The sequence below is a fragment of the Janthinobacterium sp. BJB446 genome (genome assembly GCF_002735655.1).
Lineage (GTDB): Bacteria > Pseudomonadota > Gammaproteobacteria > Burkholderiales > Burkholderiaceae_D > Janthinobacterium > Janthinobacterium lividum.
In genome coordinates this window covers 1,125,321-1,138,674 of the sequence record NZ_PDZK01000001.1, presented here as the reverse complement: position 1 = coordinate 1,138,674, position 13,354 = coordinate 1,125,321, and the positions used below count along the sequence as shown (strand labels likewise).

At 66.1% G+C, this 13,354-nt stretch carries 11 protein-coding genes; 5 read left to right on the top strand and 6 right to left on the bottom strand.

Annotated features, from left to right (window positions below):
• Nucleotides 1-33 precede the first annotated feature (33 nt).
• Together CSQ92_RS05110 and CSQ92_RS05105 are read right to left on the bottom strand one after the other, a co-directional pair.
• Nucleotides 34-1,314, bottom strand: a complete 1,281-nt coding sequence (locus CSQ92_RS05110; protein ID WP_070256487.1) for an arsenic transporter — start codon at nucleotides 1,312-1,314, stop codon at nucleotides 34-36.
• Nucleotides 1,315-1,432: 118 nt separating this feature from the next.
• A complete protein-coding gene (locus CSQ92_RS05105) occupies nucleotides 1,433-3,079 on the bottom strand; it encodes a DUF4394 domain-containing protein (RefSeq protein ID WP_099393403.1) in 1,647 nt (548 codons plus the stop codon).
• Nucleotides 3,080-3,273: 194 nt separating this feature from the next.
• Between CSQ92_RS05105 and CSQ92_RS05100 the strand changes: the two genes are divergently transcribed.
• The 3 genes from CSQ92_RS05100 to CSQ92_RS05090 are packed head-to-tail and all read left to right on the top strand — an operon-like array spanning nucleotide 3,274 to nucleotide 4,714.
• Nucleotides 3,274-3,546 (top strand): DUF6150 family protein, encoded by a 273-nt coding sequence (locus tag CSQ92_RS05100; protein ID WP_099394582.1) that lies wholly within the window; start codon nucleotides 3,274-3,276, stop codon nucleotides 3,544-3,546.
• Between the two features lie 42 nt (nucleotides 3,547-3,588).
• Nucleotides 3,589-4,158 (top strand): Hcp family type VI secretion system effector, encoded by a 570-nt coding sequence (locus tag CSQ92_RS05095; RefSeq protein WP_099393402.1) that lies wholly within the window; start codon nucleotides 3,589-3,591, stop codon nucleotides 4,156-4,158.
• 16 nt (nucleotides 4,159-4,174) lie between these two features.
• The gene (locus tag CSQ92_RS05090) at nucleotides 4,175-4,714 is read left to right on the top strand and encodes a contractile injection system tape measure protein (RefSeq protein ID WP_034788123.1); all 540 of its coding nucleotides are present in this window, start codon (nucleotides 4,175-4,177) and stop codon (nucleotides 4,712-4,714) included.
• A 44-nt stretch (nucleotides 4,715-4,758) separates the two neighbouring features.
• On the opposite strand, the gene CSQ92_RS05085 is transcribed toward CSQ92_RS05090, so the two are convergent.
• Genes CSQ92_RS05085 through CSQ92_RS05075 form a run of 3 tightly spaced genes read right to left on the bottom strand, consistent with a single transcriptional unit; the run spans nucleotide 4,759 to nucleotide 10,480 of the window.
• Nucleotides 4,759-6,144, bottom strand: a complete 1,386-nt coding sequence (locus CSQ92_RS05085; RefSeq protein ID WP_099393401.1) for an efflux transporter outer membrane subunit — start codon at nucleotides 6,142-6,144, stop codon at nucleotides 4,759-4,761.
• A complete protein-coding gene (locus CSQ92_RS05080) occupies nucleotides 6,144-9,290 on the bottom strand; it encodes an efflux RND transporter permease subunit (protein ID WP_099393400.1) in 3,147 nt (1,048 codons plus the stop codon). Before CSQ92_RS05080 ends, CSQ92_RS05085 begins: the two co-directional genes overlap by 1 nt.
• 26 nt (nucleotides 9,291-9,316) lie before the next feature.
• A complete protein-coding gene (locus tag CSQ92_RS05075) occupies nucleotides 9,317-10,480 on the bottom strand; it encodes an efflux RND transporter periplasmic adaptor subunit (protein WP_257219125.1) in 1,164 nt (387 codons plus the stop codon).
• Between the two features lie 133 nt (nucleotides 10,481-10,613).
• On the opposite strand from CSQ92_RS05075, the gene CSQ92_RS05070 reads away from it, so the two are divergent.
• Together CSQ92_RS05070 and CSQ92_RS05065 are read left to right on the top strand one after the other, a co-directional pair.
• Nucleotides 10,614-11,363 (top strand): response regulator, encoded by a 750-nt coding sequence (locus CSQ92_RS05070; RefSeq protein WP_034788109.1) that lies wholly within the window; start codon nucleotides 10,614-10,616, stop codon nucleotides 11,361-11,363.
• Entirely contained in the window at nucleotides 11,363-12,448 is a 1,086-nt protein-coding gene (locus CSQ92_RS05065) for an ATP-binding protein (protein WP_070256502.1), read from the top strand. The genes CSQ92_RS05070 and CSQ92_RS05065 overlap by 1 nt, the downstream gene beginning before the upstream one ends.
• Here CSQ92_RS05065 and CSQ92_RS05060 read toward each other — a convergent pair whose 3' ends face one another.
• On the bottom strand, nucleotides 12,449-13,336 hold the full coding sequence (locus CSQ92_RS05060) for a LysR family transcriptional regulator (protein WP_099393399.1): 888 nt from the start codon (nucleotides 13,334-13,336) through the stop codon (nucleotides 12,449-12,451).
• Nucleotides 13,337-13,354: the final 18 nt, after the last annotated feature.

Sequence of the window (13,354 nt, the reverse complement as noted above, 5' to 3'; positions counted from 1 at the left end):
CGGTCGTCTAGTTAACTATCTCCCCCTCTGACATCACCCCAGACGCAGCGCCAGCGCGGCCAGGGTCACCAGCAGCACGGGCACGGTCAGCACGATGCCGACGCGGAAATAGTATCCCCAGGAAATGTGGATGTTCTTGCTGTCGAGCACATGCAACCACAGCAAGGTGGCCAGGCTGCCGATGGGCGTGATCTTCGGGCCCAGGTCGCTGCCGATGACGTTCGCGTAGATCATCGCCTCGCGCACGGCCCCCTGCGCCGTCGTCGGGTCGATGGCCAGCGCGCCGACGAGCACCGTCGGCAGATTGTTCATCACGGACGACAGCAAGGCCGTCAGCACGCCCGTGCCCATGGCCGCGCCCCACACGCCGTACTGCGCAAAGTGGTTCAGCATGTCCGTCAGGTAAGCCGTCAAACCCGCATTGCGCAAGCCGTACACGACCAGGTACATGCCCAGCGAAAAGACGACGATGTGCCACGGCGCATGGCGCAGCACGTGGCGCGTGGAAATCACGTGGCCCTTGCCGGCCACGCCCAGCAACAGCGCGGCGCCCACGGCGGCGATCAGGCTGATGGGCACGCCCAGGTGTTCTTGCGAGAAGAATCCCACCAGCAGCAGCGCCAGCACCAGCCAGCCGGCGCGAAAGGTGCCCAGGTCGCGGATGGCGGCGTCCGGGCGCTTCAGTTGCGCCACTGCATAGTCGCGGGGAATATCCCGGTGGAAAAAGAGCAGCAAGGCCCCCAGGGTGGCGGCCACGGCGACGACGTTGACGGGCACCATCACGGATGCATATTCGGCAAAGCCGATCTTGAAGAAATCGGCCGAGACGATATTCACCAGGTTCGACACCACCAGCGGCAGGCTGGCCGTGTCGGCGATGAAGCCGGCCGCCATCACGTAGGCCAGCGTGGCCTTGGCGGAAAACTTCAGCGCCCGCAGCATGGCGATGACGATGGGCGTCAGGATCAGCGCGGCGCCGTCATTGGCGAACACGGCGGAAACGAGCGCGCCGAGCAAGACCAGCAGCACGAACAGTTTTCGTCCGCTGCCGCCGCCCCAACGCGCCACGTGCAGCGCGGCCCATTCGAAGAAGCCGGCCGCGTCCAGCAGCAGGCTGATGATGATCACGGCGATGAAGGTGCCGGTGGCGTTCCACACGATATGCCAGACGACGGGGATGTCGCCCCAGTGGATCACGCCGGCCAGCAAGGCGACACAGGCGCCGATGACGGCGCTCCAGCCGATGCCCAGGCCGCGCGGCTGCCAGATGACGAGGATTAAGGTGGCGAAAAAGATCAGGAAAGCGGTCAGCATGCGGTGAGGTTCCGTTCGATGCGGCGTCGCGGGCACCATGCGCCGCAGCCTGCGTATATCAACAATATTTCCATAATACTGGAATTATTGAATCAAAGCAAAGCTGCGGCGCATTTTCTTACTTGAGCGCGATAGCGATATCCACCAGTCCCACCGTGCCGTTGCCGATGGCGGACGCCGCCGACGTGGCCGCGCCGCCGCTCAGCACCGCCGCGCCTGTCGCCAGATCGATGCGGTACAGGGAGCTGGGGCCCGTGGCGGCAGTGCGCAGGGCCGCCAGCGCCAGGCCGTTGGCGCCGCCCGCGATATCGAAGCCCACGTCGCCCGCCGCCGCCACGCCCAGCAGCCCCACGTTGACGAGGGTACCGTCATTCGGCGGATTTTGCAGGGCGAGACTGGCGCTGGCCGTGTCGATATCGAACAGCATGGTTGCCGTCGTGCCGGCAAAGCTGTTGCTGTAGGCCGCCGCCGTCACGGCCGGCGTCGCCCCTGCCCGGTTGATGGCGCCATCGGTGGTGGTGGCGCCCGTATCGACATTGATGCGCAAGCTTTGCCCCGTGTTACCGATCACGCGCAGGCGGTCGGCGACGGGATTGAAGTCCACGCCAAAGGCCGTGCCGGCGATGGCCGTGTAGGGCGCGCTGGCGTCCGCCGCATCGGCGGCCAGCGTCGCCTTGACCGTGGCCGCGCCAGTGGCCGGATCCATGGTGACGATGCGCCCCGCCGAGGAGATGCCGTACAGCAGGCCATCCTTGGGACGGATGTCAAAACCCAGCAGGCGTTCGCCCGCCGCCAGGCCCGTGATGGCCACATTGGCATCCAGCGTGTTCGGCGTGGCCGTCTTGAAGGTGACGATGCGGGCGTCGTCCGTCAAGCCATAGGCGATGGGCGCGGCCGGCACTTTCAAGGCGATGCCGCGCAGGTCTTCCGTCACGCCGATGGCCGCCACCAGGGTCGCCGGCGCAGCAGCAGCCGCCAGGTTCACGGTGTACAGATTGCGCACGCCGGCCACCGTCATGACGGCGTAGCCCGTATTCGTGCGTGCATCGATGTCGAAACCGGCCACGCCGGTCGCCGCCACGCCCAGCGGCACGGCACTGGCCAGGGTGCCGTTGTTGGGCGGATTTTGCGTGTACAGGGTGGCGTTGGCCGCGTCGATGACAAATAAAGTGGTACTGGCCGTGCCGGCGAAGCTGTTGGTATAGGCGGCGGCCGTGATGGCGGTGCTGGCCACGCCGCCGTTGATGTTGCCATCCGTCGTGGTCGCGCCCGTATCGACATTGATGCGCAGGCTTTGCCCCGTGTTGCTGACGATGCGCAGGCGGTCGGCCACCGGGTTGAAATCGACGCCGAATTCCGTGCCGGCCAGTGCCGTATAGGGGGCCGTCGCGTCGCCCGCATCGGCCGCCAGGGTGGCTTTCACGGTGGCGGCGCCCGTCACGCCATTCAGGTTGTAGATGCGCCCCGTGCTGCCGACGCCATACAGCTGGCCATCGGCGGGACGGACATCGATGCCCAGCAGGTTTTCGCCGGCCTGCAAGCCCGTCACGGTGGCCGTGGTGCGGATGGTGGCTGGCGTGGCGCGGTCGAACGACAGCAGCTTGTTGCTGGCGGTGAGCACGAAGACATCGCCGGCCACCACCACGGGCGGCGGTGGCGTGACGACGACATCATCATGGTCATCGCCGCCGCAAGCGGCGAGCGACATGGCGACGGCGGAAACAAGCAGCAGCTTGGCAAATGGCAAGGTCGGTAATATCGGCATGATCGTGGCCCCTGAAAGAGTGGAAGTGCCGCTCGTGCCGCCGTTGCGGTGAGCGCACCCCTGTACTACGCGCCGGGCCGGCGTTTGGATGCAGTGGCACAAAAAAAGTTATTTCGGCTCGATTTATGGTTGTGTTTAGGCAACTTTTTCGGTGTATAGTCTTGGGCAGGAAAATCAACAACATGGAGCGGACCGTGGCAATCGTGTATCAGACAACAAACTTGGAGGAAGCGCAGCTGAGCGTGGCACTGGTGGAACGCAGCCAGGCTGACCTGCTGGTGCGCCGCGTGGACAGCATCGGCCAGGCGCAAGGCGACGCCCTGTGGTACATCACCCATGACCGCCAGAGCGCCACCGTCATCGTGCGCTTCACGTCACCGAATACGGCGCAGGTAAAAGTCTGTCTTGTCGACGACGACGGCGAGGAGGGTTGGCAAGGGCGACGCCCGCGCAATATCCACCTGTAGCGCATGAAGGCCCGTGTACACTGACTTGAAGGAAGCATCGCCATGGATTTGATCTTGCTGGAACCCGGCAACCCGGAACTCGTGTTCGGCAAGACGCCGGACGGTGGCAGCGCCGGCATCGACGCCATCTGGCGCGATGGCGGCGCCCTGCAGGACCTGGGCCCGTGCATCGAGCTGGTCTCGCTGCACCAGGGTATGAAACAGCAAATGACGACGGACGTCAGCAATTCGGCGCGCACGTCAGGGCGGCCCGTGATCACGGAATTTACCTGCGTCAAATATGTCGACCAGACGTCCATCAAGCTGTATGAACTGTGCCTGCGCGCCGAGCCACTGGGCAGGGGTGCGGCCCAGCCGACCAGGCTGTACATCGCCCGTTATTCGAGCGGCAAGACGGCCAACATCATCACCATTGCCCTGCGCGACGTCCTGATCAGCGAAATCCAGCTGCAAACCCATCCCGACGACATGCCCACCGAGCAGTTCAAGCTGAGCTTTACGGAAATACTCTGGAGCCACAGCGTGCAGCAGGCGGATGGCCAGCCAGGTACCCAGTACACGACAGGCTGGAGTCTTGCGCGCAACCGCCCGATCGGGGTGTTTACAGCGTAACAGACGGGATAAACGCATGAACGACGCTGCAAATTCGCCTGACATCGCCGGCATCAGGAACGCCGGCCTGGTGCTGCTCCACCCGTTCCTGCCGGCAATGTTCCAGCGGCTGGACTTGCTCGCCACTGGCGGCGATGGCAGGCCGCAGCTGCGCGGCGAACACGGCGCGCACGCCGTTCACTTGCTGCAATACCTGGTCGATGGCAGGAGCGATGCACCGGAGCAGCAATTGCTGCTGAACAAGCTGCTGTGCGGCCTGGAACCGGACTTCCCTGCTCCACCCGTCGACCTCGGAGAAGAAGAAAGGGCCCTGTGCGAACAAGTGCTGGCCGCCGTGATGCGCCATTGGCCAGCGGTGGGACAAACCTCGCCCGAGGGATTGCGCCAGGTCTTTCTGCAGCGCGAAGGCCGACTGCAAAAAGGCGACGGGAAATGCACGCTGGCTGTCGCGCGCAATCCCTTCGATGTACTGCTGAGCCGCTTGCCGTGGAACCTGGCTGCCATCCGGCACCCGTGGATGCCGCAACCGCTGTTGATCGACTGGCCCGGCGCGTAGCCTGGCAAGCCCACGCCCGGCTGGCCGCCACCCCGCAAGGCGGGCTACTCCGCCAGCCCGCCCCCCAGCGCCTTGTACAGGGCCACGGACGACTTGAACTGGTCGCGCCGCACGTCGAGCAGGGTTTGCTGGGCAGCATACGACTGGCGCTGCGCGTCGAGCAATTCCAGGCGGCTGTCCTGGCCCGCGTCGTAGCGCAGCTGCGACAGCCGCTGGCGCTGCTGCGCCGCAACCACCACGCGCTGCTGCGCATCGATCTGCTGCGCATACGTGGCGCTGCCGGCCAGCCCGTCGCGCACGTCGCGGAAGGCCGCCTGGATGGCCTGCTCGTATTGCAGCACGGCCATGTCCTTGCGCAGGCGCGACAGTTGCAATTCCGCGCGCAGCTGGCCGCCCTGGAACAGCGGCTGCGTCACTTGCGGCGCGAACGACCAGCTGCGCGCGCTGCCACGGAACAGGTCGCCGAGCTCAGGGCTGGCAAAGCCCAGCGACGCCGTCAGCGACAGACGGGGGAAGAAGGCGGCGCGGGCCGCGCCGATTTCCGCATTCGCCGCCACCAGCGCGTATTCCGCTTGCAGGATGTCGGGACGGCGCGCCAGCAAGTCCGACGGCAGGCCGGGCGGCAGCTGCGTCAGCACGGGCTGGCCATCGAGCGGCCGGCCCGCCGGCAAGTCCGTTGGCAGCGGCGCGCCCAGCAGCAATTCCAGGCTGTTGCGGGCCAAGGCGCTGGCCCGCTCCCGGGCCTGCACGTCCGCTTCCGCCGTGGCCGCCTGTCCTTCCGCCTGCGCCACGTCCAGGCCGCTGCCCTGCTGCGCGCCGTGCAGGCGCTGCGTCAGGGTCAAAGCCTGGCGCCAGTCAAGCAGGGTTTGCCGCGCCAGCGCCAGCTGCTCCTCGGCCAGCCGCTGTTCCAGGTACGCATCGGCGACAGCGCCGATCAGGGCCATGTGCGCGGCGCGCTGGCCCTGCTGCGTGGCCAGGTAGCGCGCAAACGCCGCGTCCGACAAGGACCGCAGGCGGCCGAACAGGTCGATCTCGAACGCGCTCATGGCGATGCCGGCAGAAAATTGGCTTTGTACTGCGTGGTTCTGGGTCACCGCATCGGCGCCGCGCTGGCGCACGCCGCCGGCATTCGCGCCGATGGCCGGATAGCGGCCCGCATCCTGGATCTGGTACTGCGCCCGCACGGCTTCCACGTTAAGGGATGCCACGCGCAAGTCGCGGTTGTTTTCCAGTGCGATGTCGACCAGACGCTGCAGGCGCGCATCGAGCAGCATCTGGCGCCAGCCCAGGTCGGCCGCAGTGTCGGCCATGCCTGGCGCGGCGACCTCGCCATAGCTGGCCGGTATCGGCGCCGCCGGCTTGACCAGCGGCGGCGTCAATGAACACGCCGACAACAGCCCGGCGATCGGTAACAGATGAAACCAACGCATTACAACTCCCCTTCCACCGCCTTGACGGCGATGCGATTACTGCGTTTGTTGAAATAGCTGCCCATCTTGTCGACGGCGCCCAGCACCACGACAAAGAACACGGGCACGAAAAACACGGCCAGCACGGTGGCGGTAATCATGCCGCCGAACACGCCCGTGCCGATCGCATGCTGCGTTTCGGCGCTGGCGCCCGTGGCCAGCATCAGCGGCACGACGCCCAGCGCGAAGGCCAAGGACGTCATCAAGATCGGACGCAAACGCAAGCGGGCCGCTTCCACCGTCGCCTCGACCAGACCCTTGCCCTGCGCCTGCAGCTGGCGCGCATATTCGACGATCAGGATCGCATTCTTCGCCGACAGGCCGATGATCGTGATCATGCCCACCTTGAAGAACACATCGTTCGGCATGCCGCGCAACATCACGGCCAGCACTGCGCCCAGCAAGCCCAAAGGCACGACCAGCATCACGGAGACGGGAATGCTCCAGCTTTCATACAGGGCCGCCAGCACGAGGAAGACCACCAGCATCGACAGCGCCATCAGCATGGGCGCTTGCGACGCCGATTCCTTCTCTTGCAGCGACTGCCCCGTCCACGCCAGCGCGAAGCCGGGCGGCAGCTGTTTCACCAGGCGCTCCATTTCCAGCATGGCGTCGCCGCTCGATACGCCCGGCGCCGCGCTGCCCGAAATGCGCGCCGCAGGATAACCCTGGTAGCGCACCAGTTGCAGCGGCGACTCGCTCCACACGGGGCGCACCAGTTCGCCCAAGGCCACCATGCCGCCCGCGTTATTGCGGATGCGCAGGGCCAGCACGTCGTTCAACTGCATGCGCGACGGCGCATCGGCCTGGATGATCACCTGCTGCATGCGGCCCGCATTCGGGAAATCGTTGACATAGGTCGAGCCCATGGCCGCCGTCAGCATGTCGGCAATGGCCGTAAACGACACACCCAGCGCTTCCGCCTTCGTGCGGTCGATGTCGAGGCGCACGCTGGCGCCTGGCGGCAGGCCGTCCGGATACACGCCCGCCACCTTGCTGCTTTGCGCGGCCAGGCCCAGCAGCTGGTTCTGCGCCGCCTGCAGGGCAGCGATACCCTGGTTGGCGCGGTCTTGCAAGCGCATGGAAAAGCCGGACGAGTTGCCCAGTTCATCGATGGCGGGCGGCATCAGGCTCATGATCACGCCCTCCTTCGCCTGCGACATGGCTTCCTGCGCCAGCGCCACTTCTTCCTGCGCCGTGGCGCCGTTGCGCTGTTTCCAGTCCTTCAGCATGGTGAAGGCCAGGCCAGCATTCGGCCCCGCGCCGGAAAAGCTGAAGCCGAGGATCGACTGATTCACTTCGATGCCGGGCCGCGTGGCCACGTGCTGCTCGTACAGTTTGACGACATCGAGCGTGCGCTCCATGGTGGCGTCGGACGGCAGCTGGATCGAGGTGATGAAATAGCCCTGGTCTTCTTCCGGCAAAAAGGCCGAAGGCAGCTGCATGAAGGCCACGCCCAGCGCCGCGACGATGGCGCCATACACGACCATCGAACGGCCCGCGCGTTTGAGCATCGCCACCACGCCCTTCTCATAGCGGGCCGTCATGCGCTCGAACTGACGGTCGAACCACAGGAAGAAGCCCTTCTTGTCATGGTCGTGCGGACCGATCGGTTTCAACATGGTGGCGCACAGGGCCGGCGTCAGGGTCAGCGCCAAAAACGCCGAGAACAGGATCGACACGGCCATGGCCAGGGTGAACTGGCGGTAGATGGCGCCCACGGAACCGCTGGCCAGCGCCATCGGGATGAACACGGCCGTCAGCACCAGGGTGATGCCCACGACGGCACCGGTGATTTCGCGCATGGCCTTCGACGTCGCTTCCTTCGGCGACAAGCCTTCGGTCGCCATCAGGCGCTCGACGGCTTCCACCACCACGATGGCGTCATCGACGATGATGCCGATCGCCAGCACCATGCCGAACATGGTCAGCACGTTGACGGAATAGCCGGCCATCAGCATCACCGTGAAGGTGCCCATCAGGGCAATCGGCGCGACGATGGCGGGAATCAGCGTGTAGCGTATCTTTTGCAGGAACAGATACATGACGAGGAACACCAGCACCATCGCTTCCAGCAGGGTAACGACGACCTTTTCGATCGAGATCTTCACGAACGGCGCCGTATCGAACGGCACCGAATACTTGATCCCGGCCGGCATCGTGTGCGCCAGTTCGGCCATGCGCGCGCGCACGGCGCTGGCCGTCTGCACGGCGTTGGCGCCCGGCGACAGCATGATGGCGGCGCCCGAAGCGGCCTGGCCGTTTTCGCGGATGCTGAAATTGAAGCTTTGCGCGCCCAGCGACACTTTCGCCACGTCGCCGATGGTCACTTTCGAGCCATCCGCATTCGCGCGCAGGACGATGGCGGCAAATTCGGCCGGCGTTTGCAGCTGGCCCTGCACCGTCAGCGGAATCGTGACGCGCTGGCCGTGCACGGCGGGCGAATCGCCCAGGCGGCCCGGGGCGATCTGCGCATTCTGCTGCGCCACCGCTGCCGTCAGCTCGCCCATGGCGATGTTGTACGACACCAGCTTGGCCGGATCGACCCAGATGCGCATGGCCCGCTCGGAGCCGAACAGCTGCACCTTGCCCACGCCGGGAATGCGGCGCAGTTCTTCCGTCACGTTGCGCGCCAGGTAGTCGCCCAGCGCCACTTCGTCATGCTGGCCATTCTCGGAAATCAGGCTGACGATCATCAGGAAGCCGGACGATGCCGACTCCACCGTCAAGCCATTTTGCCGCACGGCTTGCGGCAGGCGCGGTTCGATGGCTTTCAGGCGGTTTTGCACGTCCACCTGCGCCATTTCCGGGTTCGTTCCCGGCTGGAAGGTGACGGTGATCGAGGCCGAACCCGAGGTATCGGTGGACGACTCGAAATACAGCAGGTGCTTGACGCCCGACAGTTCGCGTTCGATCAGACCCACCACGGAATCGTTCATGGTTTGCGGCGTGGCGCCAGGATAGTTGGCGCTGATGCTGACGCTGGGCGGCGCCACCGAAGGGAAGCGCGCAATCGGCAATTGCGGTATGGCGATCAGTCCGAACAGGACGATGAAGACCGCCACCACCCACGCAAAGACGGGGCGGTTGATGAAAAATTGAGGCATGTCGTTACACTTTCAATATGTACGGGTCAGCGCACGGCGCTGACGGCAGGTGCGGCGGCAACGGCTGCGGCGCGCTTCCATGGCTGCGGTGCGGCGGTGGCGCCCGGCTGCAAGCGTTCCTGGCCTTCGATGACGACGGTTTCGCCAGCCTTCAAGCCGCCGTTGACCACGTACTGGTGGTCGATCACGTCGCCCACGCTGATGGGTTTAAGGCTTGCTTTGTTCGTGCCATCGAGCACCCAGGCCTGCGCCTGGCCGCCGCTGCTGTGCAAGACGGCTTGCTGCGGCAGCAGCATGCCATCTGCCTGCACGGCGCGGGCGATGCGGGCGCGCACGAACATGCCCGGCAGCAGTTGGCGCCGCGGATTGTCGACCAGCACGCGGATGACGGCGTCGCCCGTGCCCGCATCGACGCTGATGCCCGAGAACAGGATGCGGCCCGTGACGGGATGCGGCTGGCCATCGGCGCCTAAAATGGTCACGGGCAGCTTGTCGGCACCGCCGGTGCCGGAGGCTTGCAGCGCGGCCAGCGCGGCGGCCGGCTGGCGCACGTCGACATACACCTTGTCGATCTGCTGGATGCGCGCCATCGGCGTGGCATCGGCCAGGCCCACGAGCGCGCCTTCCGTCACCAGTTCGGAGCCGATGCGCCCGGCAATGGGCGCCTCGATGCTGGCAAAGGCCAGGTCCAGGCGGCGGCGCGCCAGGGCCGCGCGCGCCTGGGCCACGGTGGCCACGGCTTGCTCGCGCTGGGCCACGGCATCGTCATACGCCTGGCGGCTGATGGCGTCCGCTTCCACCAGCGGCTTCAACCTGTCGGCCTGGCTGCTGGCGCGGTTCGCCGTGGCCACCGCATGCTGCAGGGCGGCGGCGGCCGAATCGACGTCCGCCTGGAATGGCGCCGGGTTCAGCTGGAACAGCTTCTGCCCCGCTTTCACTTCGGCGCCCTGCTCGAACTGGCGGCGCAGCACGATGCCGCCCACCTGCGGGCGGATATCGGCCGTGCGGAAAGCGGCCACCCTGCCCGGCAATTCATCGCTGAGGACGACAGGCACCGCTTGCAGCTTGAGCACAGTAACGGCGGCGGGCGGCGCGGCGCCTTCTTCCGGCGCGGGTTTGGAACAGGCGGCAAGGCTGAGCAGTGCCGCGGCGATCAACATGTTTTTCTTGGTGAGGTGGCTCGGATGCATGGTCTTTCTCTATGGCAGATCCCAACCGGCGGTCCGGTCGACAGATAACAAGAGCATAGAAGGCCAAGATGGATGTTCCGTCAAAGAAATGTGGAGATTCGATGGAGACGGCGAAGAATGCTAGACTATTTATATGAACTATCATCACAGCGCCAGCCAGCCCTCCTTCCTTGCCACCACGCCGCCTTCCGCCCTCGTCCTGATCGCCGAAGATGAACCGCAAATCGCCCGCATCCTCGCCGGCTACCTGGAGCGCGACGGCTACCGCACGGCCTTCGCGCACGATGGCCAGGAAGCGCTGCAGCAGCACCTGGCGCTGGCGCCGGACCTGCTGCTGCTCGACGTGCAAATGCCCAGAGTCGATGGCTGGGGCGTGCTGGCGGAAGTGCGGCGGCGCGGCGAGACGCCCGTCATCATGCTGACGGCGCGCGACCAGGATGCGGATAAACTGGCCGCCCTGCGCGTGGGCGCCGACGACTACATCATCAAGCCCTTCAATCCGGCCGAAGTGGTGGCGCGCGTGGCGGCCGTGCTGCGCCGCTCGCGCGTGCGCCACCACCCCGTCGGCGGCCAGCGCCTGCGCTGCGGCCCCATCGAGATCGACCAGGAAACCTATGTGGCCAGCGTGCTGCGCGAAGGCGCGCCCGTGCCTTTGAGCCTGACCTTGACGGAGTTCCGCCTGCTGGCCCACCTGGCGCGCACGCCGCGCCGCGTCTGCAGCCGCCTGGAATTGCTGGAGTCGTGCATGCCCGAGAGCAATTCGCTGGAACGCACGGTGGACAGCCACGTCAGCAAGCTGCGCAAGAAGCTGGAAGAAGCGGGCGTGATGAACATGCCGGCCAGCCTGCGCGGTGTGGGCTACCGCCTGGAAAGCGACCTCTGATGCGCTTCACAGGCTTGAACCGGCAGATCGTGCTGTCGATGTCCGTGCTGATGGTCATCAGCATCCTCGTCATCTGGATTTTTTCGTGGACGTTTTTCGCCGTCGTCTTCAAGATCGACCCCAACATGCTGTCCGAGCCGGACGACTGGTCGCCGACGACGGTGGAATGGCTATGGATACTGTCGATTACCATCTTTGGCTTGCTGCTGGCCGCGTTCTTCGCCATCAAGCTCGCGTCGCGCATTTTAAAACCGATCAATTCCGTGATGGACAGCGTGCGCCGCGTGGCGCATGGCGACCTGTCTGCGCGCGCCTTCGCCGGCGACCGCACCTTGGGTGAAACGGCCATGCTGGTCGACGATTTCAACAGCATGGCCGAGCGCCTGCAGCGGGCGGCCAAGGAAAGCGAGACGTGGAATGCGGCCATCGCGCACGAGCTGCGCACGCCCGTGACCATCCTGCGCGGCACCCTGCAAGGCGTCGTCGATGGCGTCTTCAAGCCAGAGGAAGTGCCGTTTTCCAGCCTGCTGTCGCAAGTGGAAGACCTGGGCCGCCTGATCGAGGACTTGCGCACCCTGAGCCTGGCCGACAGCGGCCACATGCAGCTGCGCATGGCATGGACGGACCTGACGCTGGAAATCGAGGAAGTGCGCCGCCTGCTGGCGCCGGACATGGAAGCGGCCGGCTTTGCCCTGCAACTGCACCTGTCCGACCATCCCGTCTGCTGCGACGCGGCGCGCATCCGGCAAATCGTGCTGGCCCTGCTCGACAACGCGCGCCGCTATGCGCATCCGGGCCTGCTGCGCGTGCGCACCCGCGTGCAGGCCGGCCAGTACTACCTGAGCGTCGAAGATGCAGGCCCCGGCATTGCCGAGGAACTGGCGCCGCACGTGTTCGAAGCATTCCGCCGCGGCGACAGCGACAGGGTCGACTTGAACGCGGGCAGCGGCCTGGGCCTGGCCGTGGTCGAAGCCATCGCGCGCGCGCATGGCGGCAGCGCCGTCTGCACGCGTGGCAAGGCGGGCGGCAGCCTGTTCACCATCAAGTGGCCGGTCGAGCACGCCGCGCCGCCGCACGCCGGCTGACTATATCGCCGGCGCGCGCAGCATGTCGACAAAGGCGCGCAGCACGGGCGGCATCTGCCGCCGGCTCGGGTAGTACAGGAAGTAACGGGGCGGCGGCGGCAGGCAACGTTCCAGCACGCACGCCAGGCGTCCCGCCGCGATATCGGCGCGCGCATCGGCTTCGTACACATACGCCAGTCCCGCGCCATCACGGGCCGCGCGCAGCATCAGTTCATCGTCGTCGAACACCAGCGGCCCGCCGACGGCGATGCTGACACCCTCGCCTGCCTGCTCGAACTCCCACGCATACTGGCGCCCGCTGGGAAAACGCCGGCCGATGCAGGCATGCCCCAGCAAGTCGCGCGGCGTGCTTGGCGCCCCATGCGCCGCCAGGTAGGCGGGCGACGCCACCACCACGAAAGGTTGCGGCGCGCCCACGGGCACGGCGATCATGTCGGCCGCCACCTGCTCGCCGAAGCGGATGCCCGCGTCAAAACCGTCGCGCACGATATCGATCATGCCGTCATCCGTCACCACTTCCACCTGCACGCGCGGATAGCGGGCGATGAAGCTGGCCAGCATGGGCGCCAGCAGCAGCCGGGCGGCCGGACGGGGCACGTTCAGGCGCAGCTTGCCTGCGGGCACATCCTGCAAGGCGCTCAAGTCCTGCAAGGCATCATCGATTTCGCGCATGGCCGGCGCCAGCCGCGCCAGCAACTGCTGCCCCGCCTCGGTCGGCGTGACGCTGCGCGTGGTGCGGTTCAGCAGGCGCACGCCCAGGCGCTCTTCCAGCGCCCGCAGCGCATGGCTGAGGGCGGAAGCGGACACGCCCCGTTCAAGGGCCGCCTTGCGAAAGCTGCGCAGTCGGGCGACGGCGGCAAAGGCCGTCAATTCATTGAGGTCAGCCATTATTCATGAGTAAAATTC

Bases quoted from the DNA above. Each gene is read 5' to 3' on its own strand.
- CSQ92_RS05090 (WP_034788123.1), top strand. From the start codon at position 4,175: ATGAACGACGCTGCAAATTCGCCTGACATCGCCGGCATCAGGAACGCC.
- CSQ92_RS05110 (WP_070256487.1), bottom strand. From the start codon at position 1,314: ATGCTGACCGCTTTCCTGATCTTTTTCGCCACCTTAATCCTCGTCATC.
- CSQ92_RS05085 (WP_099393401.1), bottom strand. From the start codon at position 6,144: ATGCGTTGGTTTCATCTGTTACCGATCGCCGGGCTGTTGTCGGCGTGT.
- CSQ92_RS05070 (WP_034788109.1), top strand. From the start codon at position 10,614: ATGAACTATCATCACAGCGCCAGCCAGCCCTCCTTCCTTGCCACCACG.
- CSQ92_RS05095 (WP_099393402.1), top strand. From the start codon at position 3,589: ATGGATTTGATCTTGCTGGAACCCGGCAACCCGGAACTCGTGTTCGGC.
- CSQ92_RS05060 (WP_099393399.1), bottom strand. From the start codon at position 13,336: ATGGCTGACCTCAATGAATTGACGGCCTTTGCCGCCGTCGCCCGACTG.
- CSQ92_RS05065 (WP_070256502.1), top strand. From the start codon at position 11,363: ATGCGCTTCACAGGCTTGAACCGGCAGATCGTGCTGTCGATGTCCGTG.
- CSQ92_RS05105 (WP_099393403.1), bottom strand. From the start codon at position 3,079: ATGCCGATATTACCGACCTTGCCATTTGCCAAGCTGCTGCTTGTTTCC.
- CSQ92_RS05080 (WP_099393400.1), bottom strand. From the start codon at position 9,290: ATGCCTCAATTTTTCATCAACCGCCCCGTCTTTGCGTGGGTGGTGGCG.
- CSQ92_RS05075 (WP_257219125.1), bottom strand. From the start codon at position 10,480: ATGCATCCGAGCCACCTCACCAAGAAAAACATGTTGATCGCCGCGGCA.